This window comes from Phocaeicola plebeius DSM 17135, assembly GCF_000187895.1.
GTDB classification, from domain to species: domain Bacteria; phylum Bacteroidota; class Bacteroidia; order Bacteroidales; family Bacteroidaceae; genus Phocaeicola; species Phocaeicola plebeius.
In genome coordinates this window covers 104195-129119 of record NZ_DS990133.1, presented here as the reverse complement: position 1 = coordinate 129119, position 24925 = coordinate 104195, and the positions used below count along the sequence as shown (strand labels likewise).

Genomic DNA, 24925 nt, shown 5'->3' with positions numbered 1-24925 from the left:
ATAGAAAAAGAATTTATAATTTATGGGATACGGAAAATGGATCGGGGGAATCATGGGATTTATGACCATGGGACCTCTTGGAGCTTTGGCAGGATTTGCCATCGGTTCTTTGTTTGATAAAAGCGTGACAGCACAGGAGGAAATGGACGGTGGCTATGGAAGCACGGCACAAGAAGATGTGTACACAGGCCAGCGCAACAGTTTTTTGTTCTCCATGCTGGTCATGGCTTCGTATATCATTCGTGCCGACGGACGCATCATGCACAGCGAAATGGAGTTTGTGCGTCAGTTCTTGCGCGTGAATTTCGGAGAGGCTTCTGTCAGTGAAGGAGAGCGTATTTTGCTGAATCTGTTTGAACAACGCAAGCGCATGGAGCAGAATGACCCTTCTGCCTTTCGTCGTACCATTCGGGAGTGTGGGGCACAGATTGCTGCCAATCTGACGTATGAACAGCGTCTGCAGTTGCTCGATTTTCTGGTGAAGATTGCACAGAGCGACGGAAATGTTTGCTCGGCAGAAGTGGATGCCTTAAAGGAAGTGGCTCAGTCCATGCAGTTGTCCATGCAGGAAGTCGATTCCATGTTGAACCTGAGAGGCGATTCGCTGGAAGATGCCTACAAGGTGCTGGAAATCGAACCTACAGCTTCAGATGAGGAAGTCCGTAAGGCATATCGTAACCTGGTACTGAAACATCATCCTGACCGTGTGGCTACATTGGGTGAAGACATTCGGAAAGCTGCCGAAGAAAAGCTGCAACGCATCAATGATGCCAAGGAGCGTATTTTCAAGGCAAGAGGAATGAAATAAATAGCATGAAGGCCTGCTTCGTTCTTATGTTGCAGGCCTTTATTGTGTTTCTTTTTATTGTTTTGATATACAGTACTATATATTCCGTGAGTACTTCTTAAGGAGTACTGTAGTACTTCCTTGGCAGTACTGCAGTACTTTCAGCAAAGTACTCGAGTACTTCTTAGAAAGTACTGGCTAATCGAACCAGTTGAATCCTTCTTCCTTCAGGTCAAAGTCCAGATTTTCTGTGACTCCTGCTTGTTTCAGGGCCTTGCGAATGATTTCTTGTTCTTGGAGATTCAGTTTTCTGTCTCCTCTTCTTCTTTCAAAGTAAGGATTCCGTCCGAAGTGTGCAATCAGAAAATTCATAAACTTCTGGTATTGTTCGGGATACATTCGCTTTTTCATTTGTGTGAAGCCACGCATGTAGGTTACGGGAGCTGCATCACGGTAATACGGGCATGAAAGTTCTTTAGTGCATCGGGTAGGATTGGCCAGATGTAGAAAAGCTTCTCTTTCCAGCAATACCGGATAAGCCAGTTGACGAAGACAGGTGGAACCGCAAGTGCAATCTGTATGTGCGCATACGGAAAAATTGGCCGGAGCCTCTTTGTAAGGATTCTTTTTCATAAACGTGTTTTTTTTATGTTTGAGTTTGATGACAAAGTTATACAAAAAAACAGATTTTTATGCTTGATTGATAAGAAAGTCTGATTTGTAAAGCAAATTGTGTTTTGAACAGGACTTTCCAAAACTTTTATTATTCTTCAGGTGATGAAAGAAGTGTCAGATAATATATTTTTTAATGTAAAAGAAATCGAAACCCTTTCCATTCCCTCTAAAACAGTATTATTGGAGGAAGGCAAGATTGCGGATAAGATATATCTTGTCCGTAAAGGATGCTTGAGGTTGTTTTTTTACAATGAAGGAAAGGATATAACTTTTCAATTCTTTTTTGAAGGTGATTTTGTGGCCTCATTTGACAGTCTGTATAGAGGTACACCCAGCTTGTTTTCATTGGAAAGCATTGAGCCGTCTGAAGTTGTGTCAATTAAAAAAGAAGATTTCTATCACAAAATAGAAAGCAATCCTTCATTGAGACTGCTATATGAAGAGAAAATTATAGAGCGGTTCAGCTTCTATCAGCACCTGTTCCTGTCCCGTATCAAGAATACGCCACAGCAGAGGTACGAAGAACTGTTGAAGGAATACCCTAATATTATTCAACGGGTACCGCAACATTACATAGCTTCCTATCTTGGTATTACACCTGTTTCGCTGTCCCGTATTAGAAATCGTCGTTAAACTCCATTTCTTTACAATTGTTATCGTCCATTTCCAATAAAGTAGTAACCTTTGTCGCGTAATAAAAACGGAAATGTATGAAAAGAATTTTTGTAATTGACTGGATATTGATAGTTGTATTTATTGTGTCAGCCATTTCAGGATTTGGTTTGCATGTGGCTGGACATGGTAGCAGTCATGAAATCTGGCATAACTGGGCTGTGTTTCATGTTTTGGGTAGTATATTATTTCTTATAGCCGTAATATTCCACGTGGCAATGCACTTGGAATGGTATAAAGGGATTATAAAAAAGGGAATAGGCAGTAAGAGTAAAGTTACAGCTGTCCTCTCTGTCATATTTTTATTGCTGTCGGTCACAGGTCTCGCACTATTGGGTATAAATGGGGCAAACTCTCTGTTGGGATTATGGCATTATAAAATAGGAGTTATAACCATAGTTATAGCCCTTGGACATGTGATAAAGCGACTTCCTGTTTTTCGTAAGTCGCTGAATTGTAGGATGTAAGATTACGGTCAGTTTTGAGGGAATGTACTGGACGTATTCGTTTTCGACTTCCCGAACCATTTGTCAATGAGCAGTGCCAATGCTCCATCGCCAGTTACATTGCAAGCAGTGCCGAAACTGTCCATGGCAATGTAAAGAGCAATCATCAGTGCCTGTGCATTCTCATCGAACCCCAGCATGGACGACAGGATACCGAGCGAGGCCATGATGGCACCTCCCGGAACGCCCGGCGCAGCTACCATTGTCACTCCTAACATAAAGATGAATCCGGCGAACATCTGGAAATCGTAGGGAATGTCCTGCATCATCATCAAAGCTAGGGCGCAGGCTACAATCTTCATGGTGCTTCCGGACAGATGGATGGTGGCACACAGAGGGATGACAAATCCGGCGATACCTTCATTCACTCCGTTTTGTATAGTCTGTTTCAGGGTGACGGGAATCGTAGCGGCCGATGACTGTGTACCTAATGCCGTAAAGTAGGCCGGCATCATTCTTCCTAACAGGCGGAACGGATTCTTGCCCACGAACATTCCGGCAATGCAGTATTGGAATATCAGCAGGAAAATATGCAGGAGGAAGATGATTCCGATAATCTTGACAAAGACAGCCAGCACGTGGAATACTTGTCCGGAGTGAGTCATGTTGAAGAAGATTCCAAAGATGTAAATCGGAAGTAGGGGAAGTATGACAGCCTGTATGGTCTTGACAATGATTTCCTTGAAGTCGTTGCATGCATTTTTCAAGTAATTTGTATCTAGGTGTGCCAGTCCTAGTCCGACAGTAAATGCCATAACGAGGGCAGTCATCACGTTGAGAGGTTCCGGAATGGCTACCGTGAAGAAAGGGGTAACACCTTTGGCCTCACTGATTTCGGATAAAGGAATATTTCGGGTAATAAGGTCAGGAAAGAAGGTTTCTCCTACACCGAATGAAAGAAAACCGGAGAACAGTGTGGCTCCGTAAGCCAGAAGTACAGTGGCTACCAGCATCTTCCCGGCACCTTTCCCAATATCGGCAATGGCGGGAGTAACCAGTCCGACGATGATAAGCGGAATGATAAAATTCAGGAACTGGCTGAACAATGCGTTGAATGTCACGAACACGCGTACGGGAAATTCCGGTGAAACCGTTCCGGCGGCAATACCCAATGCGATGGCAATCAGAATTTGTGGCAGGAGGCCTAGTTTAATCTTTTTCATATCGTTGACCTTTTGGAACAAAGATAGTATAATAATCCTGAATAAATGATACACCCTGCCTGAAGAAATGATTACTTTTGTGCCCGTGAAAAAATAATTTAACGAAATTATGGAATCGACTCAAAAGAAGATTAACAAAGTAGAGCTTCGAAACTTGCAGATTGAAGACTACGCACAGCTTGCCCAGTCGTTTACCCGCGTATATGCAGATAAAGATGTGTTCTGGACACACGAACAAATTGAGAAACTAATTAGTATTTTTCCCGAAGGACAGATTGTAACGGTTGTAGATGATAAGATAGTGGGGTGTGCACTTTCCATTATCGTAGATTATGATATGGTGAAAGGTGATCATACCTATGCCAAGGTGACCGGAAATGAGACTTTCAATACGCATAATCCGAAAGGTAATATTTTGTATGGTATTGAGGTGTTTATTCATCCGGAATATCGTGGATTACGTTTGGCACGTCGTATGTATGAGTATCGCAAGGAGTTGTGTGAAAAGTTGAACCTGAAAGCTATCATGTTTGGTGGCCGAATCCCCAACTATTACAAATATGCAGACCAGATGCGTCCGAAGGAGTATATAGAGAAAGTCCGTTCGCGTGAAATCTATGACCCGGTACTGACTTTCCAGCTCTCTAATGACTTTCATGTTCGCAGAGTGATGCGTAATTACCTTCCAAACGACGAGGAGTCAAAGCACTGTGCAACCTTGCTTCAATGGGATAATATTTATTATCAGCCGCCTACAGACTCGTTTGTGGATAAAAAGACGACGGTGAGAGTCGGACTGGTGCAATGGCAGATGCGTTCTTATCAGACGTTGGATGATGTGTTTGAGCAGGTAGAGTTTTTTATCGATGCCGTATCGGGCTACAAGAGCGATTTCGTGCTGTTCCCTGAATATTTTAATGCACCGCTGATGGCAAAGTTCAACCACATGGGTGAGGCTCAGTCTATTCGTGCATTGGCACAGTACACGGAAGAAATCAGAGATCGTTTCATTAATCTGGCCATTAAGCATAACATCAACATCATTACCGGTAGTATGCCTTATGTGAAGGAAGATGGTGGTCTTTATAATGTAGGTTTCCTTTGCCGTCGTGACGGAACATACGAGATGTACGAAAAGATTCATGTCACTCCCGATGAAGTAAAGAGCTGGGGATTGAGTGGAGGAAAAAGAGTGCAGACCTTTGAAACCGACTGTGCTAAAATCGGTGTGTTGATATGTTATGACGTAGAATTCCCGGAACTGTCTCGTTTGATGGCAGATCAGGGCATGCAAATTCTGTTTGTTCCGTTCCTGACCGATACGCAGAACGGATATTCACGTGTACGTGTATGTGCGCAGGCACGTGCCATCGAAAACGAATGTTTTGTGGTTATCGCCGGAAGTGTAGGTAATCTTCCTCGTGTGCATAATATGGACATCCAGTATGCGCAGTCGGGAGTCTTTACTCCTTGTGACTTTGCCTTCCCGACCGACGGAAAACGTGCGGAAGCTACTCCGAATACGGAAATGATTCTGGTTTCAGATATTGACTTGGATTTGCTGAATGCACTTCATACTTACGGAAGCGTACGTAATCTGCGCGACCGTCGTAACGACTTGTATGAACTTCGTATGAAGAAGAATGCGTTGGAGAATAATTGAAGAGTAAAATAAAAGGCATAAAAAATCCCCGAGTCGTTCAATGCAACCCGGGGATTTTTATGCTTACTCTTTGTATAAATCTTCATGATAATCAAACAGCCATTCCGCATCGGCCAATAGAGGATGGTGTTTGTCTTTTTCTGAAAGGATGACCTTTTCCGTCGGAATTCTCCAGTCAATTTTCAGTGCCGGATCGTTCCAGGCAATGGCTCCCTCGCTTTGAGGTGCATAGAAGTTATCACATTTGTACTGGAAAATAACTTCGTCGCTCAATACGCTGAATCCGTGAGCAAATCCGCGTGGAATGAAAAACTGGCGGTGGTTGTCTTCTGTCAGCTCCACGGCTACGTGCTGTCCGAATGTCGGAGAGCCTTTTCGTATATCTACCGCCACATCCAGTACGGCTCCTTTTATGACCCTTACCAGCTTGCTTTGTGCAAAGGGTGGTTTCTGGAAATGCAGTCCACGCAATACTCCGTAGCAGGATTTACTTTCATTGTCTTGTACAAAATGAATGGTGCGTACCTGTTTGTCAAAATCTCTTTGGGAAAAAGATTCAAAAAAGTAACCTCTTTCATCTTTAAACAGGCGAGGTTCAATGATGACCACTCCTTCAATCTCAGTCTTTATTACTTCCATTTTTATATGATGAAAATCATTTATTGGTTGTTTCTTTCCAATTCGTCAATTACCTTCAATAGATATTGGCCGTACTGGTTTTTCAGCATCGGCTGAGCCAGTTCACGCATCTTTTCAGGAGTAATCCATCCTTGTCGCAGGGCAATGCCTTCCAGGCAGGCTACTTTCAGGCCTTGGCGTTTTTCGATAACTTCGATATAAGTGGATGCTTCAGCCAATGAATCGTGTGTACCGGTATCCAGCCAGGCAAATCCTCTGCCTAAAGTTTGCACTTTCAGTTCACCGTCGGCCAGGAAACGCTGGTTGACGGTGGTGATTTCCAGCTCTCCGCGTGCGGAGGGTTTGATTTGTTTGGCTACTTCTACTACCTTATTAGGATAGAAGTAAAGTCCCGTTACGGCATAGTTTGATTTAGGATGCTGTGGCTTCTCTTCAATGGAGAGACAGTTTCCTTCTTTGTCGAATTCTGCGACTCCGTAACGTTCCGGGTCACTTACCCAGTAACCGAATACGGTAGCTTTTCCTTCTTCTTCGGCCATGCGTACTGCTTCTTTCAGCATGACGGTAAAGCTGTTGCCATGGAAGATATTATCTCCTAGTACCAGACAGGCTGCATCATTGCCGATAAATTTTTCTCCAATAAGAAATGCCTGTGCCAATCCGTCGGGTGAAGGTTGTTCTGCATATTCAAAGTGTACTCCGAAATCACTTCCATCACCTAACAGTCTGCGGAATCCCGGCAAATCATAGGGAGTAGAAATAATCAGGATGTCACGTATTCCTGCCAACATCAGGACGGATATGGGATAATAAATCATGGGTTTGTCGAAAACAGGAAGAAGTTGTTTGGAAACTCCTTTTGTAATGGGGTAAAGGCGGGTACCTGAACCTCCGGCAAGAACAATACCTTTCATTTCTATTGTATTTAAATTGGTTTCTTGCAAAGAAAGACGTTTTTTGTGAGAACTCAAAGATAAGAGGAGGTAAAAGGGGATAAAAAGTTGTTTTTGTAAAGAAAAATACAAATTCCTGTCTTCAGGTATTGCAGGTTTAAAAAATAGTTGTACCTTTGCAACGCATTTGAGAAAAACAAGTGCAGCGAGCATCTGGTTCCTTGGATGAGTGGCTTAGTCAGCGGTCTGCAAAACCGTGTACGGCGGTTCGAATCCGCCAGGAACCTCGCAAATTAGAAAGAGAGAACTTCTGGTTCCTTGGATGAGTGGCTTAGTCAGCGGTCTGCAAAACCGTGTACGGCGGTTCGAATCCGCCAGGAACCTCTAGAAAGTTTGAATGCACTCTTAGCTCAGTTGGTAGAGCAACTGACTCTTAATCAGTGGGTCCAGGGTTCGAATCCCTGAGGGTGTACGAAGAGAGATTACCATCGTGGTAATCTCTTTTTTTATGCCTTTTTTCTAAAATCTGTTCTTAAACATAGCTAATACTTTTGCGGTCTTGTATAAAATCTTTTCCTTTGTGTCAGGATAGTTCAGCACAGATAAAGTATTGATATGGAAAAGAATATAAAATTCGGGCAACAGTCTACCAAAGTGAAGCAGCTGTCGGATCTCATCGAACAGGATATTTTGGTAGGAAAGTACCGTACCGATACGAGTCTGCCTTCCATTAATGCGTTGAGTAAGACTTATCATGTGTCACGGGATACCGTATTTAAAGCCTTTGCGGATTTGCGTGAGCGAAAATTGATTGATTCTACTCCCGGTAAAGGGTATTATGTAACTAACCGGAAAGAAAAGATTTTTTTATTGCTGGACGAATATTCTCCTTTCAAGAATACCTTATATAATAGTTTTGTCAAGAAACTTTCTGTGTCATACAAGGTAGATCTCTGGTTTCATCAATATAATGAACATATTTTTAATACCATTTTATGCGAGGCCATAGGAAGGTATAATTATTATGTGGTGATGAACTTTGATAATGAGAAGTTTTCTCCTTTATTTGATAAGATTCCTTCTTCCCGCCTTTTGCTGCTTGATTTCGGTAAGTTTGAAAAAGGAAATCACTCCTATATCTGTCAGAATTTTGATGATGCTTTTTATAAAGCCTTGACTCAGTTGACTGCTCGTCTGGAGCGTTACCGGAAAATTGTATTCCAGTTGCCCCAAGAGTCTAAACATCCACAAACCTCTGTTCAAAGTTTTGAAGCTTATTGTTCAGATAATCATTTTGTAGGTGAAGTAGTGAACGAGGAAGATATACAAGAGGTAGAAAAAGGGGTGGTGTATGTAGTCATCCGTCAGACGGATGTGGTGAATGTGATTAAGCGAAGCAGGCTGAACGGTTTGAAATGTGGAGTCGATTTTGGACTGATAGCATATAACGATACGCCGGCATACGAGGTGATAGACGAAGGGATTACCGCTCTCAGTATTAATTGGGAGGAAATGGGCCGAAAAGCAGCACATTTTATTCTTACGGGTGATGTGGTGCAGGAGTTTTTACCCACCGAAGTACATCTGCGGAATTCAGTGTAAGTATAAAATTCAATATTATTATATTGTAGTGTCAGCACAGTTCAGTATGGATGGATTTAATTAGAAAGAAAAGAAATTGCATTAACTTTATAAATAATCGAAACATGAAAAATTATCCGAAAATCGGGATTCGTCCCACTATCGACGGACGTCAGGGTGGCGTACGTGAAAGCCTTGAAGAAAAGACTATGAATCTTGCCAAAGCCGTAGCAGAACTTATTTCTTCTAATTTGAGAAACGGTGATGGTAGTCCGGTAGAATGTGTCATTGCGGATTCTACTATCGGTCGTGTAGCTGAAAGCGCAGCTTGTGCCGAAAAATTTGAGCGTGAAGGCGTAGGAGCTACCATTACAGTCACTTCTTGCTGGTGCTATGGAGCAGAAACAATGGATATGAATCCGTATTACCCGAAAGCGGTATGGGGATTTAACGGTACGGAAAGACCGGGTGCCGTATACCTGGCTGCTGTTCTGGCTGGGCATGCACAAAAAGGTTTGCCGGCATTTGGTATTTACGGACGTGATGTGCAGGATATTGAAGATAATACCATTCCGGCTGATGTGGCAGAAAAGATTTTGCGTTTTGCCCGTGCAGCTCAGGCGGTAGCTACCATGAGAGGCAAGTCTTATCTTTCTATGGGTAGTGTGTCTATGGGTATTGCCGGTTCAATTGTGAATCCTGATTTCTTCCAGGAATATTTGGGCATGCGTTGTGAGTCAGTAGATTTGACAGAAATCATTCGCCGTATGACTGAAGGAATTTACGATAAGGAAGAATACGCCAAAGCGATGGCTTGGACTGAAAAATATTGCAAGAAAAACGAAGGAAAGGATTTCAATGTAGAAGCCAAGACTAAGACACGTGCGGAAAAAGATGCTGACTGGGATTTCATTGTGAAGATGACCATTATCATGCGCGATTTGATGAAAGGTAATCCGAAGTTGAAGGAAATGGGATTCAAGGAAGAAGCACTTGGTCACAATGCTATTGCGGCTGGTTTCCAGGGACAGCGTCAGTGGACGGACTTCTACCCGAACGGTGACTTCTCTGAAGCCTTGCTGAATACTTCTTTCGACTGGAACGGTATTCGTGAAGCTTACGTACTGGCTACTGAAAATGATGCTTGCAACGGAGTAGCTATGCTCTTCGGCCATTTGCTGACTAACCGTGCACAGATTTTCTCTGACGTACGTACTTATTGGAGCCCGGAAGCTGTGAAACGTGTGACTGGTAAGGAACTGACCGGACTGGCAAAGAATGGTATTATCCATTTGATTAACTCTGGAGCAACTACTTTGGATGGTACCGGCCAGCAGACAGATGCAGAAGGTAATCCAACCATGAAACCGTCATGGGAGATTACAGAAGCTGAGGTTGAAAAATGTTTGGAAGCTACTACATGGTATCCTGCTAACCGGGATTATTTCCGTGGTGGTGGTTTCTCTTCTAACTTCCTGTCAAAAGGCGGTATGCCTGTGACCATGAGCCGCTTGAATCTGATTAAGGGACTGGGTCCGGTACTCCAGATTGCAGAAGGATGGACGGTAGAAATTGATCCGGAAATCCACAAGCTGCTTGATGAACGTACCGACCGTACATGGCCTACTACCTGGTTTGTACCTCGTTTGTGCGATAAACCAGCCTTCAAGGATGTATATTCTGTAATGAATAACTGGGGAGCCAATCACGGTGCCATCAGTTACGGACATATAGGTCAGGATTTGATTACGCTTGCTTCTATTCTTCGTATACCGGTATGTATGCACAATGTGGAAGATGATAAGATTTTCCGCCCTGCTGCATGGAATGCTTTCGGTATGGATAAAGAAGGCGCTGATTACAGAGCATGTCAAAATTACGGACCGATCTATAAATAATTAATTTTACGCTGCCGGAACTGGCGGATTCTCCGTCTGTTCCGGCTTTTATTTTCTACTAATAAAAAAATCATGATTCATAACGAACATATTGAAGAGTTTGTAAAACAGGCTCATCGGGTAGGTGATGCCGGATTGACGGTATGCAGTAGTGGTAACCTTTCATGGCGTGTAGGCGATGAAGTGCTGGTTTCCGGTACAGGTTCATGGGTGCCTTCTTTGACAAAAGATAAAGTGGCTGTTTGCCGTCTGGAAACGGGTGAAATACTCAATGGGGTAAAACCTTCTATGGAAAGTGTGTTCCATTTAGGTGTTTTGAGAGAGCGTCCCGACGTTAATGTAGTACTTCACTTCCAGTCTCCATACGCTACCGCAGTGGCATGTATGGAAAATACGCCGAAAGATTTTAATGTGACAGCCGAAGTTCCTTGCCATGTTGGGGCTGAGATTCCGGTTATTCCTTATTTCCGTCCGGGTTCTAAAGAGTTGGCCGAAGCCGTGATTGCGGCCATGAAAGACCATAACTCCGTATTGCTTCAGAAGCACGGACAGGTGGTTTGCGGAAAAGACTTCAATCAGGCTTTTGAGCGGGCCATGTTTTTTGAGATGGCTTGTCGCATAATTGTGCTTTCCGGGGGAAAATACAAGACCTTGACAAAGGAAGAGATTGACGACCTTGAAACGTACATTTTAGGCAAGAAGACAAAATGAAAGAAGCATATTTGGCAATTGACTTTGGAGGAGGTAGTGGCAGGGTGATTGCCGGCTACCTTTCCGAGGGTGAACTCGTGCTGGATACGATATACCGATTCCCTAACCGTCAGGTACGGATGGGAGGACATGTATACTGGGATTTCCTTTCCCTGTTTGAGGATATGAAGACCGGCATCCGTATGGCAGTAGAAAAAGGCTATACGTTGAAGAGTATCGGAATTGATACGTGGGGTGTGGATTTCGGACTGATAGATAAACAGGGAAATTTGTTGGGCAATCCGGTGTGTTATCGTGACAGTCGTACGGAAGGGATGCCCGAAGAGTTTTTCTCGAAAGTGGACGTAAAGGCGCACTATGTAGAATCGGGTACGCAGGTCATGGCCATCAATACCTTGTTTCAGTTGTATGCCATGAAGAAGGAAGATAATGCGCAGTTGAAGGTAGCCGACAAGTTGCTTTTCATGCCCGATCTGTTCAGCTATTATCTTACGGGAGTGGCTAATAATGAGTATAGCATAGCTTCTACGTCGGAACTGCTGGATGCCAAAGCACGTACCTGGAATTTCAAGTTGATTCGGGAACTGGGGCTTCCGGAGCACCTTTTCGGCGAAGTGGTTATGCCGGGAACTTCTCGCGGCTTTTTGAAACCGGAAATCAAGGAACAGATAGGAATAGACTACGAGGTAGAAGTGATTGCTGTAGCTTCACACGATACGGCCAGCGCGGCCAGTGTAGTGCCTCTGTCTGCCAAAGGAGAAAAGGTTGCTTTCCTGAGTTCAGGCACTTGGTCCTTGCTGGGGGTAATGAGCGACGAACCGATTTTGACGGAAGAAGCCCGTCTGGCAGGGTTTACCAATGAAGGAGGCTCGGATGGAAAAATTTGTTTTTTACAGAATATTACCGGACTTTGGATACTTCAGAAACTGATGCAGGAATGGAAGGAAGAGGGAAAGGATGTAGCTTATTCCATCTTACTGCCGGCTGCGGAAGTGGCAGAAACCGATGCTTTGATTGACGTGGACGATACAGCTTTCCAGTGTCCGGTAAGTATGGCTGAGGCGATTACGAATTATTGTATTGCACATCAGCAAACACCACCTTCCACGCAGGGAGAATTTGTGAAATGTGTCCTTCGGTCATTGGCGTTGCGCTATAAAACGGGTATGGAAGCACTGAACCAGCTTTTGCCTGAACCAGTAACAAAGCTTTATGTGATTGGTGGAGGAAGTCAGAACAAATACCTGAACCGGTTGACAGAAGAAGCTATTGGCATTCCTGTGGTAGAAGGACCGGTTGAGGCAACTGCCATCGGTAACATCAGGCAGCAAATGAAGTAAAATAATCAAGAGGGCTGTAGCCGTCACTTAAAATCTAACACCATGAGTAATACATCAGAAAACAAATCTATACTGAAGAAGGATGGAATAAGCTATCTGGTTCCGTTCATTCTGATTACCTTCTGCTTTGCCCTATGGGGCTTTGCCAACGACATTACAAACCCTATGGTCAAGGCTTTTTCCAAAATATTCAGGATGAGCGTAACCGACGGGACTTTGGTTCAGGTGGCTTTTTATGGCGGATATTTTGCTATGGCCTTTCCGGCAGCCATGTTTATCCGTAAATATACTTATAAAGCCGGAGTCATGATGGGACTGGGCTTGTATGCCGTGGGAGCCTTGGCTTTCTTTCCTGCCAAGCTGACCGGAAGCTATTATCCGTTCTTGTTGGCTTATTTTGTCATGACTTGCGGATTATCTTTTCTGGAAACTAGCTGTAATCCTTATATCTTGTCAATGGGAACGGAAGAAACGGCCACCCGTCGTTTGAACTTGGCTCAGGCATTTAATCCTATAGGCTCACTGATGGGGATGTTTGTCGCTATGAACTTCATTCAGAACCAGCTGCATCCGATGGATACGGCCGAACGTGCCCAGCTTAGTCAGGCTGAATTTGAAGCAATTCGTGACGCTGATTTGACTATTCTCATTACTCCTTATCTGACCATTGGTATTGTAATCTTGGTAATGCTTCTCATCATTCGTATGTCCAAGATGCCGAAGAATGCGGATCAGTCTCATTCCATAAACTTTCTTCCTACATTGAAACGTTTGTATGCCGTGAAACGTTATCGTTATGGAGTAGTGGCACAGTTCTTCTATGTCGGTGCACAGATTATGTGTTGGACTTTCATTATCCAGTATGGTACCCGTCTGTTCATGGCACAAGGAATGGAGGAACAGGCAGCCGAAGTCTTGTCACAGAAATATAACATCGTGGCCATGGTCATTTTCTGTATCAGCCGTTTTGTGTGTACCCTGATGTTGAAGTATATTAATCCGGGACAGTTATTGAAAGTGCTGGCCATTGCTGCTTCCTTGTGTGTGCTGGGAGTAATTTTCTTGCAGAACATATACGGTATGTATTGTCTGGTAGGCATCTCAGCCTGCATGTCGCTGATGTTCCCTACCATTTACGGTATCGCATTGAAAGGAATGGGCGATGATGCCAAGTTTGGTGCCGCAGGATTGATTATGGCTATTTTGGGCGGGTCGGTACTTCCTCCTTTGCAGGCCGCTATCATTGATTGCAAGACCTTGTGGGGGATGCCTGCAGTGAATCTGTCGTTTGTACTTCCGCTCGTTTGTTTCGTGGTTATTACCATATATGGCCACAGAATGCGTCGGGAGCATTAAAAAAGGAGGATAACAAATCTTTTTTCCGAATTTTGCAGGGAAAAAGATTTGTTATCTTTACAATTTTGTTGCAGTATTAAATAAACTCCCTATCTTTGCACATATTTCACCAACGACTGATGAATGAACTTAAAGACTAACTTACTATTCATTTTATTATTGCTGCTGTCTGTGGCAGCCCAATGTGTTTTTGGCAATTTTCCGTTTGCCTTTTTTGCTTTTCCATTAGATGCTATTTTAGCCTTACTGTGGATTGCATTGATAGGATATGGCTATAAGGAGAAGCGTCATTCGGAAGCTGTCCGTTTGTGGCTTTCCCCGCAATGTACCTGCTGGACATTAGGCTGGTTTTTGGCCGGTTGTCTGGTGATAGGCTTGTTTCCCCAGCTTTCTGCGCAAGAGGCTGCAGAGAAGTCGGGTTTATTTTCTCGTTTGGGTTGCTATAATTTTATGTCTTCCTGGATTTTTGTTACCGGATTATTCGGGTTGCTGACTCATTTGGGAATGATTACCGTAAGACGATTTTTCACGCCGGGGCGTAATCGGTGGCGTTTTATGCTGAATCATGCCGGATTGTGGCTGGCGCTCTTTGCCGGATTTATGGGAAGTGCAGAGGAACAGACCTTGCGCATTCCGGTATTTCGGGCTAATCCGAACAATGAAGCTTTTACCTCCGGGGGAAATGTGGTATACCTGGAAAAACCGTTGCAGCTGACAAACTTTACTGTAGAGCATTATCCCAATGGTACGCCACGCCGCTTCTTTGCCGAAGTGTCAATGGACGGAAAACCGATACATCTGGAAGTAAACCAGCCCTATTCGGCAAGCTGGGTAGAAGATTATTACCTGACTTCCTATGATGTGCATTCTGCCGAACCGGAATACTGCGTAGTGCAGATTGTGCGTGAGCCGCTGAAATACGTCATGCTGTTGGGCATTGTGATGATGCTGTGCGGAGGGTTACTGCTCTTTCTGGCAGGGCCAGACAAGCAGATGAGTAAATCTGTAAGTGAACTTGTTGACTGACTTTATATATAACTAACACTATTCTTGAATGATTACGTGGGATAATTTTTATTTGTTTGCCCTGCCTGCCATCGTTTTATGGGGAGCCGGAGCGGTTTTTGCCTTGTTCTCTAAAGAGCGGAGCCAATGGGCTATTGGGCTGACCTTGTCAGGTATATTGGTGTTTGCCGCCTTTATTACCGGATTCTGGCTGAGCCTTCAGCGTCCTCCTTTGCGCACTATGGGCGAGACCAGATTGTGGTATTCGTTCTTTATGGGTATATCCGGCTTGCTGACCTATCTTCGTTGGAAGTACCCCTGGATATTGTCTTTTTCCACTGTAGTAGGTGCGGTATTTGCGATTATCAATATTCTGAAACCGGAAATTCATGACCAGTCCCTCATGCCTGCCTTGCAAAGCCCGTGGTTTGTTCCTCATGTCACGGTGTATATGTTTTCCTATTCTGTATTAGGCTGTGCGTTTATTTTGGCCTGTATGGGACTTTACAAGCATCGGGAGAATTACCTTGAAGCCGCCGACAAGTTAGTTTATGCAGGATTGGCCTTTCTGACAGTCGGTATGCTGACCGGAGCAATTTGGGCAAAAGCGGCCTGGGGACATTATTGGAGCTGGGATCCGAAAGAAACCTGGGCAGCAGTTACGTGGACAGGTTATTTGCTGTACGTACATCTGCGCTTGTTCCGCAGGAGTACTCCGCGTACGCTGTACTGGATACTGATTGTGTCTTTCCTTTCGCTACAGATGTGCTGGTATGGGGTGAATTACCTTCCTGCCGCACAGCAAAGCGTGCATTTATACAACCGTTCTTAGCATTTTAACGTGTGAGATATTTATTGAGTTATTAAAATCTAATCAGTTTCTTATGAAGAAAAGAACAAAAATCATTTTTTCAGTGCTGGTGGTAGCTGCGGTATTGGCCGCAACCTATCGGGTGGTGAACCGTCCTCCCTCAGCCAGTTTGGAAAGCAGTGCTCAGATGGAAGAAATCATTGCGAGCAGCGGATGTATGGCCTGTCATACTGCCAATCCGGAATTACCGTTTTATGCCAGCTTGCCGGTTGCTGGAAAGCTAGTCAAGGAAGATGCTCGCCTGGCTTACCGCTCTTTCGACATGACTCCGATGTTAGAAGCTTTGAAAAAAGGAGAGAAAGTCAGCGAGGTAGATTTGGCAAAAGTAGAGAAGGTGATATTGGACGGCACCATGCCTATGGCCAAATATTATCTGGTACATTGGGGAGCTTCGTTGAATGATACGGAAAAGCAGATGGCACTTTCGTGGGTGAAGTCACAGCGTGCAGCCTTCTATCCCAATCAGCTGGCTCATGCGCAGTGGAGCAATGAAACCATCCGTCCGATTCAGGATTCCGTTCCGGTAGATATGCGGAAGGTGATTTTAGGTAATCTGCTGTTCCACGACGTACGTCTGTCGGCCGATAATACTGTATCTTGTTCGTCTTGTCACGGATTGAATACCGGTGGAGTAGATAACAAACAGTTCTCAGAAGGAGTAGGAGGTCAGTTTGGTGGAGTAAATGCTCCTTCTGTATATAATGCACATTATAATTTCGTGCAGTTCTGGGACGGACGTGCCGCTACGCTGGCCGATCAGGCAGCCGGTCCTCCTTTGAATCCGGTAGAAATGGCTTGCAAGTCGTTTGATGAGATTTGCGAGAAATTGAATGCGGATGCAGCTTTCAGCAAGGCATTTAAGGAAGTGTATCCCGACGGTTTCAATCAGGCAAACATTACAGATGCCATTCAGGAGTTTGAAAGAACCTTGCTTACACCGAACTCACGTTTCGATAAGTACCTGAAAGGGGATAATGCAGCCCTGACGGCTGAAGAGCTGGCTGGATATGATTTGTTCAAGAAATACAACTGTGCTACTTGCCATGTAGGTGAGAACATGGGTGGACAGTCGTACGAATTGCTCGGCATCAAGCATGATTACTTTGCCGACCGTGGTACGGAACTGACCATAGAAGACAATGGCCGTTTCAAGGAAACAAAAGACGAAAGAGACCGTCATCGCTTTAAAGTGCCCGGATTGCGTAATGTGGCATTGACTGCACCTTATTTCCATGATGGAACACAGGCTACGCTGGAAGATGCCGTCATTGCCATGGCTAAGTACGAGGTAGGCGTGGATTTGTCAACACAGGAAGTCGCACAGATGGTATCCTTCCTGCGTACGTTGACCGGAGAATACCAAGGTAAGTTGCTAGTGAATGAGAATGACTTGCAGAAATAAGTAAGTACATCTTTTTTATTCTATATGAGCCGTTTCAGTCGTAAAGATTGGAACGGCTTTTTTTCTGTTATTTTCCTGCTGTTTTATTTGGTTTATAAAATAAACTTATTTATATTTGCATTAAAGCAAGAGAGAAGCGCGCCTCCTTGCCTTTATTTTTCGCTTTATGGTTTATAAAATAAACCATGTTGAATTTAAAACCTAAAACTGATTGCCTTATGGAAGAAAAGAAATTATCAGAACAAGAAAGCCTGGAACTGATTTCACAAATGATTCGTTCTACTCGGAAGAATATGGAAGTGGGCAGTGGAAACCAGTTTCTTTACTGGGGATATTTTACTGCGGCGCTTTCGGTACTGTTGTTTTTATTGGTGTACTATACGGGAGATGCCCGTTGGAGTATCGGCTGGTTCAGTATGTTTCTGTTCTGGGGCTTTATGCTTCGCATGCAGCGCAAGGAAACTCCTTCGGTAATTACGTATACCGACCGTGCCATTCTGCAGGTCTGGAAAGTGATAGGCAGCCTGTTTGTGCTGACCGTAGTCATCATGTCTTTGCTGGCATTCCACTACGGAGGAGTCAATTTTTCATTGATGCTGCCCCTTTCTCTGCTTTATAGCGGTATCGGAGTTTCCATTACGGGAATCATCATCCGTAGCCGAGTCGTGATGTGGTCACCGCTGGTAGGCTTTTGTTTTGCCATTTACATGCTGATGGCCTATACCCTTCATCAGGCTGTTACCATTGACTGGTATCTGTACTTTGGATTGTCGTTTGTGGTCATGATGGTGTTGCCCGGCCATTATTTAAACCGAAAGGCCCGTAACGTATGTTGAAAGAACTGAATCCGTTGCTTCATTCACAGCTTCGTCTAGCTGTGATGTCGATACTCTTGTCTGTGGACGAGGCTGATTTTGTGTACCTGAAAGAGCAGACTAATGCCACGGCAGGTAATCTTAGTGTGCAGCTTGACAAGTTGAGCGAAGCCGGTTATATCGAGGTGGAAAAAAGTTTTGTGGTCAAGAAACCTCGTACTGTTTGCCGGATGACCTCAAAAGGGCGGGAAGCTATGGCCGAATATGTGGAAGCATTGAAAGGATATTTGACTGGAATTTAATGGCTTTCTGCTGTTTTAAAAAGGGATTTATATCAATGTAAAAAACTGTAGTGTACTAAATAAGTTGACACAATTTATTTAGTAACATGCGTAAAAATCGAAAGTTCTCAAAGGCAGAATGTCTGTCTTATCTGGAAGAATATATGTGTTCTTCTCAGAACCATAGTGAATTTGAACGAGAAAAAGGTCTGAAACGTACTACAATTAGCCGCTGGCTTCGTATCTTTGGGATTGAAGATAAACCAAGTCCCATTATGAGCAAGAAACTAAGTCAGACCGAGCAGGAGCTTCATGACCGTATTCATGAGCTCGAGCGGAAAATCAAGTCCCTGGAAGTAGAGTTGAAGCAGTCCAACATGGCCCGTGACGCCTACGACTGCATGATTGACCTTGCGGAAAAGACCTATAACATTCCGGTAAGAAAAAACTCCGGTGCCAAGTAATCCGGGGCCTGTCTCAAGGCGGACGCCGTTACCGCGTGCGTCCGCTTTGCAGATTGCTTGGCATATCAGCACAGGGATACTACAAGCATGACTATGCCTCAAACGAGGCTGACATACTCTCTGCCAGCATTGTATTGTACTGCCTGTACGTCCGCCAGAAGGAATGTCTTCCCAAGGCGGGCTGTCGGGAACTCTACACACTCTGCCGTGAATACTTCAGGGAAAAGTTCACCATAGGACGGGACAGGTTTTACAATGTGCTCCGTTCCAACTCGCTCATGCTCAGGCGGACAAGGTACCGTCCTCGTACCACGGACTCCAGACACGGTTACCGTCTTTACAGGGATCTTGTAAACACTTCTCCCAAGTACACGCCTGTGGGCAATGGCCGGCTTGTGGTGGCGGACATCACCTATATCTATACCAGAGAAGGTTTTGCCTATCTTTCACTGGTGACTGACGCCTACAGCAGATACATAGTCGGATACTGCCTGAGCAGGAGTCTGGATGCGGAGGGACCGCTGAAAGCCATGTACATGGCTCTGGAGACCTACCGTGCCTACGGAATCAGTACGGAAGGCATGATACACCACTCTGACCGTGGCGTGCAGTATGCCTCGAAGCAGTACACGAACCTGCTGCTTTCACAAGGCATCAGAATCAGCATGACCCAGACGGGAGACCCGCTTCACAATGCCCTGGCCGAGAGGATGAACAACACCCTGAAGAACGGGTGGCTCTTCAATGAAGGTGATATGGACTTCAGACAGGCAGAGGAAGCCGTAAGTAAATCCGTAGCGATGTACAACAATGCCAGACCACACAGGGCACTGGGTATGAAGACCCCTATGGAAGTCTTTTCAGGCAGAGGAGGAAACCCTCTTATGGAATATCGGTATAACTGAAAGATGTGCTCGTCGGGACGGGTGCTCCCGCCCCTTGCCGCACGGCGCTCCCCGAGCGATGAGTTTTTAGAGAGAAAATATACGGATATTGAGTTTTTGTTGTAGTTTTGCAGAACTGACAACCTTTTTAGGAATATAATGTTTAACCTGTCAACTTAGTCAGGAATTAATCTTCAAACTGACAACTATTTTTAGTACACTTCAAACGCAAGGACGTTTGTTTTGAAACCTCCTTGCGTTTTGTCTTAAATGTACTTGCGTTTTACTTGAAACGGACTTGCGTCTTGTTTCAAACGTCGAAGCGTTCTGTTTTTAATATTCTTGCGCTTTTTAGAAGCGGCAACGGATGTCAATTCCCACTTGTACGGGACGTCCTTTTTGTGCGAATCCACGGCTCATTGTTTCAAAGTAGAAAGCCTGATAATCTTTGTTTAAGGCATTGTTTACCCAGAAACCGATTTGTCCGTTACCCTTGTTCAAACTGAGTCGGCCGTTCAATGTGCCGTAAAGTGCCTGACTGGCATTGTTCTGTTCTGTCCAGTAGATACGGCCTGCAGCACGATAGTTGGCATCCAGGGTGATGTTGTCCAGAATAGCGTTCTTGCGTAGTGGGAAAATGTATTGTCCGCCTACTGCAAATGTATGTTTAGGGACGAAGGGGACATAGTTGCCGTTATAGTTTTCTGTTTCACTTATCACATAATCAGTGAAGGTGGCGTATGTATATCCGTAGTTTCCGTTCAGGCTGAACTGGTCGGTAAGCTGTGCGCGTAAGCTAGCTTCTGCACCTAAGCTACGGCTCTTTCCGGCATTCACGGTGATACGTCCCAATCCACTTTCAGCAAAGCGTGACAACTGCTGGTCGCGAGTGTCCATGTAGAACGCAGAGAGGTCAGTTTGTAACTTTCCGTTGAACAAGGTGAGGTGAGAACCGATTTCGTAGTTCCATGAATATTCCGGCTTGTAGAGCGTGGCTGCTTTTACGTCTGTTTGCGGGCTCTGAGCCATACCGTTCAGCATTCCTGCAATCATTTGTTTCTGTTCCTCGTTCAGCATCGGTACATTGTTGACTACCGGAATAGTTACATCGGCCACGTGTTTCATCATACTTGCCTGCATGTCATTCTGTAACAGGTCGGAGAACATCTGGATGTTGTATCCTCCCGAACGGTATCCTTTGGATACACTGGCGTAGATGTTGTTACGTGAGTCAAAATCATATTGCAAGGCGAATTTAGGCAACAGCTGGATATAGTCGTGCGACAGCTTTCCATCATAACCGTTGTTTACGTTGAATTCTTGTGCCGGAATCATTTCAATTACTTTGTTGGCTGGAGTTAATGTACCGCTCAATGAGTAAGTATGAGTAAATTGGCAACCACTGTAATAATCCAGCTTCAGGCTTTCATAGTCCATGCGAAGACCGGCAGTGAAAGAGAGTCCTTCTAGCCCGAAAAGATCATTGAAAGTGGATTGATGGAAAATCGCCCCATTCAAGATCGGCGTGCTGAATTTTCCCGGAATGGCAAGTTGTTCACCATTGATTACGTCATTGAAGTTTAGCTTCATGCTCATGGCCCCCATTGATATCGTGGGCATGTATTTGTTGGCGTTTGTGTTGATGGTAGAATTCAGCCAGTTTACTCCGTCCTTCTGAAAGGTGACAGGAGCCTCTGTATCCAGCCACTGATAGAATCCGCTAACTCCGGTAGTCCACTGCCAGCGGCGTCCGGGTTTGGACTTCAACACGATTTCTTCGCTGAGTGTCTTGGAATTCTGTTTCTGCATCATGGTGTAGATGTTCTGTTCCGTAAAATCCTGGTCCAGATCCATGTGGTCGCGTAGGTACTGGAAACCGGTTACGCTGCTGAGAATAAAGTTGTCAGCCTGATATTCCAGGTTTACTCCCGTGTTCAGCAAGTTACGTTTGTATCCGCAGGCATTGTCGTAAGAGATGCGGCCGATATACTCTGCACGGTCTTCTTCTCCTTTGACTTTACCCGTGTATTCATACGGATAGCCACCCTGGTTGGTATATTCGTAGTTTACGGTAAAGTCAAGTTTCAAGTTTTCAGTCGGCAGATAAATGGCACGTATGCGTCCGCCAAACTCATTGTCCGTATCAATTCGTTTTCCGTTGAAGTCGTTTTTGAAGAAACCTCCCTTATGGTCATAAAACAGTCCGACTGAGAAGGCAAACTGATTGGAGATACGATGGTAGTGAGTAAGTGAGGCATTGTAATTGTTGTAGGTGGCAGCACCTAAACGAAGGTCTGTTCCCTGATACGTAAACGGCGATTTGGTAAACACACGGATAAGTCCTCCCATGGTGTTGCGTCCGTAGAGTGTTCCTTGTGGTCCTCGCATTACGTCGATACGTTCAATATCGGAGTAGTTGAAATCGAATGCGGATTTGTCAATGAAAGGGATATTATCTACATAAAGTCCGACAGCCGGTGTGTTGATACGTGAACCGATACCTCGGATATAAACAGAAGTGGTCAGCTTAGAACCATATTCCGGAATAAATAAGTTCGGTACCAGTGCAGACAATGATTTTACAGAGGTTACCGAATTATTGCGCATCGCACTTTGTGAAAAGGAAGTCGATGAAGTAGCCTGCTGACGCAGACGGTTGTTCTCCTTTGGAGTAGCAATAACCACAACCTCTTCTATGTCAATAACCTTTGTTGTATCTTTAGGTAATGAGTTCTCAGGTGATACCGGACCTGCCAAGGCGCTCTTTATAGAAACAGCCAGTAACGAAACGATAGCAATATTTTTTTTCATTCTGTTGAAAGATATAGTTTAGTTAACGGCTGCAAAGTAACGCCAATTTGCCTGGATGGGCAATCCTAATAAATGAGGATTTTGAATTAGATACGGTCTGCGTCAATGTATCCGTGCATGACTGCATAGATGGCCAGGCCGGATACAGATTTAATGCCCAGCTTTTCTGTGATGTTTTTCCGGTGAGAAATAACCGTAGTCAGACTGATGTGAAGTTTGTCTGCTATTTCTTTGTTAATCAATCCCTTGGTGACAAGTCTGAGTACCTCAATTTCTCGGGCACTCAGTTCATGTTCTGCATCAGTGGCAGGAGGTGTTACGGGATGATGCGTCAGCTCGTGTCCTCGTTTTCGGGTCTGCATGATGGTTTTTACCAGTTGCTCCTGTGGAAGAAGAATGTTCAGGCTTGGGATTCCTGTCAGCAAGGGAGGTTCTCCTGCGGAGAGCACAATGCACTTGGGTTTTCTTTCCAGAAAAAAGGATGTATGCTCAAAATACACGTTGGCCGACACAAAGTAATGTGCATACATGTCGGGCGTGTCGTCTATCAGTTTTTCAAAAGAAGAAAACGTACGTATGACTGCCTCGGGAATAAGTTCTTCCAGAATCGTGCGTAGTCCGAGGGCCGTCAGCGTGTTGGGCTCAATGATGGCAATTTCCGGCAGGTGGTGCATATAGTAGGTAATTAGTGGTTTAAATAATGGGCTACGGCTTCAGCACATCGCTCTCCGTCAATTCCTGCTGAGACAATACCTCCGGCATATCCGGCACCTTCTCCACAAGGGAAGAGACCCTCTACGGTAAGATGTTGTAGGGTATCTTTATCACGTACGATGCGTACGGGAGAGGAAGTACGTGTTTCTACGGCAATCATGACTGCTTCGTTAGTGAGAAAGCCACGTGAACTCTTTCCGAAAAGCTGGAAACCTTTGCTCAGGCGTTCGCTCAGGAAAGAGGGCATCCAGAAATGAAGGGGAGAAGATACTAATCCCGGGCTATAAGAGGTAGCCGGAAGGTCATAGCTGAGTTTCTTTCGTGTGAAATCGACCATACGTTGCGAGGGGGCAGTCTGTCGCATATTTCCCTGCTGCCAGCAGATTTGTTCCAGCTTTTCCTGGAAACGCATCATGGCTAATGTGTGGACAGTTCCTTCAGGCTGCTTTCCGTCGCGCAGAATCAGTTCTTCCGTCAGGCTTTCATTGGACCCGGGGAAAGGTTCCGCCTGGAGTTGTATTTCTGGGAGCAGAAGGTCTTCTGGGCGTGTTTCTACCACCATACCCGAGTTGCTCCATTTGGTGCCACGGTTGCTCGGACTCATACCGTTGACTACCAGTTGATGAGGACCGCTGGCTGCCGGTACCACAAATCCACCGGGACACATGCAGAAGCTGTACACTCCTCGTCCGTCTACTTGCTGTACGAAACTGTATTCGGCAGCAGGAAGGTATTTCCCTCGTCCGTTTTTATTGTGATATTGTATCTGGTCAATCAGCATGGAAGGATGTTCCAGTCGCACACCGATAGCAATTCCTTTGGTCTCCAGTTGCACCCCATGGGCATACAACCAGCGATATACATCTCGGGCAGAATGTCCGGTTGCTAGAATGACGGGGCCTAAAAAGGTCTTTCCGGTATTCGTTTCAATACCCTTTACCTTTTGACCTTCTATAAGTATGGATTCCATTCGAGTCTGGAAGTGTACTTCTCCTCCACAGGCCAGAATGGTGTTGCGCATGTTTTCGATGACTCTGGGAAGCTTGTCCGTCCCGATGTGCGGATGAGCGTCCGACAAAATGGTAGGACTGGCTCCGTGCTGGCAGAATACATTTAATATTTTTTCTACGCTGCCCCGCTTTTTGCTGCGGGTGTAGAGCTTTCCGTCGGAGTAAGCCCCGGCTCCACCTTCCCCAAAGCTGTAGTTTGATTCAGCGTCTACCTTGTGCTCCCGGCTGATACGGGCCAGGTCTTCTTTTCGCTCACGTACATTCTTTCCTCGTTCCACTACAATGGGGCGTAGTCCTAATTCAATGAGTTTAAGGGCTGCAAACAATCCTCCGGGGCCGGCACCCACCACAATGACTGCAGGACGACCTTCTACGTTAGGATAATTTGTACGTTCAAATTCTTCCTCAGAGGGTGTTTCGTTGACAAATACACGAATAGTCAGGTTAACATAAATGGTACGTTGCCGGGCATCAATGCTTCGTTTTAAGATACGTATGGCATTGATGGTACGTACGTCTAAACCTTTTTCTCGACCAATGTATTGCTTGAGTGATTGTTCGCTGGCTGCCTGTTCGGGCAGAATTCGGAGTTGGTATTCGTGAATCATATTATTTGTAACTTTTTTGCAAAGATAGGGTTTCTGTTTTGTTCTTGCAATGGGGATTAGATAGGACTTTTTATACTGATTTAAGACTTTTCTTTGAAGCAATAGTAAAATTTTCTATATTTGTGGCCGATTTTTCTCAACATTTGTAAGTAAAAAAGCGTTATTGATAGTGATAG

At 44.8% G+C, this 24925-nt stretch carries 23 protein-coding genes and 3 tRNA genes; 19 read left to right on the top strand and 7 right to left on the bottom strand.

The features are described from left to right. The first annotated feature begins 22 nt into the window (after nt 1-22). Nucleotides 23-808 carry a DnaJ domain-containing protein gene (locus BACPLE_RS13385; protein ID WP_007562876.1) on the top strand — a complete coding sequence of 262 codons (786 nt, stop codon included), beginning with the start codon at nt 23-25 and terminating at the stop codon, nt 806-808. A 177-nt stretch (nt 809-985) separates the two neighbouring features. Here the strand turns inward: BACPLE_RS13385 and BACPLE_RS13380 are convergent, their stop codons facing one another. Further along, the gene (locus BACPLE_RS13380; protein ID WP_007562874.1) at nt 986-1420 is read right to left on the bottom strand and encodes a DUF6078 family protein; all 435 of its coding nucleotides are present in this window, start codon (nt 1418-1420) and stop codon (nt 986-988) included. 144 nt (nt 1421-1564) lie between these two features. On the opposite strand from BACPLE_RS13380, the gene BACPLE_RS13375 reads away from it, so the two are divergent. Continuing rightward, the gene (locus BACPLE_RS13375) at nt 1565-2095 is read left to right on the top strand and encodes a Crp/Fnr family transcriptional regulator (protein ID WP_007562872.1); all 531 of its coding nucleotides are present in this window, start codon (nt 1565-1567) and stop codon (nt 2093-2095) included. A gap of 77 nt (nt 2096-2172) precedes the next feature. Next, nucleotides 2173-2601 carry a DUF4405 domain-containing protein gene (locus tag BACPLE_RS13370; protein WP_007562868.1) on the top strand — a complete coding sequence of 143 codons (429 nt, stop codon included), beginning with the start codon at nt 2173-2175 and terminating at the stop codon, nt 2599-2601. A gap of 8 nt (nt 2602-2609) precedes the next feature. Here the strand turns inward: BACPLE_RS13370 and BACPLE_RS13365 are convergent, their stop codons facing one another. Next, nucleotides 2610-3803: a dicarboxylate/amino acid:cation symporter gene (locus BACPLE_RS13365; RefSeq protein WP_007562866.1), complete on the bottom strand. Its 1194-nt coding sequence runs from the start codon at nt 3801-3803 to the stop codon at nt 2610-2612. A 109-nt stretch (nt 3804-3912) separates the two neighbouring features. Between BACPLE_RS13365 and BACPLE_RS13360 the strand changes: the two genes are divergently transcribed. Then, nucleotides 3913-5466, top strand: coding sequence for a carbon-nitrogen hydrolase family protein (locus tag BACPLE_RS13360; RefSeq protein WP_007562864.1), 1554 nt, complete (start codon nt 3913-3915; stop codon nt 5464-5466). A gap of 63 nt (nt 5467-5529) precedes the next feature. Here BACPLE_RS13360 and rfbC read toward each other — a convergent pair whose 3' ends face one another. Then, nucleotides 5530-6105 (bottom strand): dTDP-4-dehydrorhamnose 3,5-epimerase, encoded by a 576-nt coding sequence (gene rfbC, locus BACPLE_RS13355; RefSeq protein WP_007562862.1) that lies wholly within the window; start codon nt 6103-6105, stop codon nt 5530-5532. Between the two features lie 20 nt (nt 6106-6125). Then, a complete protein-coding gene (gene rfbA / locus BACPLE_RS13350) occupies nt 6126-7019 on the bottom strand; it encodes a glucose-1-phosphate thymidylyltransferase RfbA (protein WP_040313217.1) in 894 nt (297 codons plus the stop codon). Between the two features lie 194 nt (nt 7020-7213). On the opposite strand from rfbA, the gene BACPLE_RS13345 reads away from it, so the two are divergent. The 15 genes from BACPLE_RS13345 to BACPLE_RS13275 all read left to right on the top strand — a co-directional run bounded on the left by BACPLE_RS13345 (nt 7214) and on the right by BACPLE_RS13275 (nt 19627). Next, nucleotides 7214-7285: transfer RNA gene (locus BACPLE_RS13345), tRNA-Cys, on the top strand. A gap of 25 nt (nt 7286-7310) precedes the next feature. Continuing rightward, nucleotides 7311-7382: transfer RNA gene (locus BACPLE_RS13340), tRNA-Cys, on the top strand. Between the two features lie 15 nt (nt 7383-7397). Then, nucleotides 7398-7470, top strand: a tRNA-Lys gene (locus BACPLE_RS13335). A gap of 143 nt (nt 7471-7613) precedes the next feature. After that, the gene (locus tag BACPLE_RS13330; RefSeq protein ID WP_007562859.1) at nt 7614-8600 is read left to right on the top strand and encodes a GntR family transcriptional regulator; all 987 of its coding nucleotides are present in this window, start codon (nt 7614-7616) and stop codon (nt 8598-8600) included. 104 nt (nt 8601-8704) lie between these two features. Next, complete coding sequence (gene fucI, locus BACPLE_RS13325; RefSeq protein WP_022054688.1) at nt 8705-10477, top strand: L-fucose isomerase; 1773 nt, start codon at nt 8705-8707, stop codon at nt 10475-10477. A gap of 72 nt (nt 10478-10549) precedes the next feature. Beyond that, the gene (locus BACPLE_RS13320; protein ID WP_007562856.1) at nt 10550-11188 is read left to right on the top strand and encodes a class II aldolase/adducin family protein; all 639 of its coding nucleotides are present in this window, start codon (nt 10550-10552) and stop codon (nt 11186-11188) included. Then, nucleotides 11185-12528: a rhamnulokinase gene (locus BACPLE_RS13315; protein WP_007562854.1), complete on the top strand. Its 1344-nt coding sequence runs from the start codon at nt 11185-11187 to the stop codon at nt 12526-12528. Before BACPLE_RS13320 ends, BACPLE_RS13315 begins: the two co-directional genes overlap by 4 nt. 42 nt (nt 12529-12570) lie before the next feature. Then, nucleotides 12571-13884 (top strand): L-fucose:H+ symporter permease, encoded by a 1314-nt coding sequence (gene fucP, locus BACPLE_RS13310; protein ID WP_007562852.1) that lies wholly within the window; start codon nt 12571-12573, stop codon nt 13882-13884. A 123-nt stretch (nt 13885-14007) separates the two neighbouring features. Beyond that, nucleotides 14008-14910, top strand: a complete 903-nt coding sequence (locus tag BACPLE_RS13305) for a cytochrome c biogenesis protein ResB (RefSeq protein ID WP_007562850.1) — start codon at nt 14008-14010, stop codon at nt 14908-14910. A 28-nt stretch (nt 14911-14938) separates the two neighbouring features. Further along, complete coding sequence (locus tag BACPLE_RS13300; RefSeq protein WP_007562847.1) at nt 14939-15721, top strand: cytochrome c biogenesis protein; 783 nt, start codon at nt 14939-14941, stop codon at nt 15719-15721. A 52-nt stretch (nt 15722-15773) separates the two neighbouring features. Beyond that, complete coding sequence (locus tag BACPLE_RS13295; protein ID WP_007562845.1) at nt 15774-17162, top strand: cytochrome-c peroxidase; 1389 nt, start codon at nt 15774-15776, stop codon at nt 17160-17162. Nucleotides 17163-17380: 218 nt separating this feature from the next. Then, complete coding sequence (locus tag BACPLE_RS13290) at nt 17381-17998, top strand: hypothetical protein (protein ID WP_022054699.1); 618 nt, start codon at nt 17381-17383, stop codon at nt 17996-17998. Next, the gene (locus tag BACPLE_RS13285; RefSeq protein ID WP_007562838.1) at nt 17992-18279 is read left to right on the top strand and encodes a winged helix-turn-helix domain-containing protein; all 288 of its coding nucleotides are present in this window, start codon (nt 17992-17994) and stop codon (nt 18277-18279) included. Before BACPLE_RS13290 ends, BACPLE_RS13285 begins: the two co-directional genes overlap by 7 nt. Before the next feature lie 86 nt (nt 18280-18365). Further along, nucleotides 18366-18722, top strand: coding sequence for a hypothetical protein (locus BACPLE_RS18625; RefSeq protein ID WP_007559766.1), 357 nt, complete (start codon nt 18366-18368; stop codon nt 18720-18722). After that, a complete protein-coding gene (locus BACPLE_RS13275) occupies nt 18722-19627 on the top strand; it encodes an IS3 family transposase (RefSeq protein WP_148374551.1) in 906 nt (301 codons plus the stop codon). Before BACPLE_RS18625 ends, BACPLE_RS13275 begins: the two co-directional genes overlap by 1 nt. Before the next feature lie 330 nt (nt 19628-19957). Here BACPLE_RS13275 and BACPLE_RS13270 read toward each other — a convergent pair whose 3' ends face one another. The 3 genes from BACPLE_RS13270 to BACPLE_RS13260 all read right to left on the bottom strand — a co-directional run bounded on the left by BACPLE_RS13270 (nt 19958) and on the right by BACPLE_RS13260 (nt 24749). Next, on the bottom strand, nt 19958-22417 hold the full coding sequence (locus BACPLE_RS13270; protein WP_007562836.1) for a TonB-dependent receptor: 2460 nt from the start codon (nt 22415-22417) through the stop codon (nt 19958-19960). An 86-nt stretch (nt 22418-22503) separates the two neighbouring features. Further along, nucleotides 22504-23091 (bottom strand): response regulator transcription factor, encoded by a 588-nt coding sequence (locus BACPLE_RS13265; protein ID WP_007562834.1) that lies wholly within the window; start codon nt 23089-23091, stop codon nt 22504-22506. Nucleotides 23092-23102: 11 nt separating this feature from the next. After that, a complete protein-coding gene (locus BACPLE_RS13260; RefSeq protein WP_040313212.1) occupies nt 23103-24749 on the bottom strand; it encodes an NAD(P)/FAD-dependent oxidoreductase in 1647 nt (548 codons plus the stop codon). Nucleotides 24750-24925 lie beyond the last annotated feature (176 nt).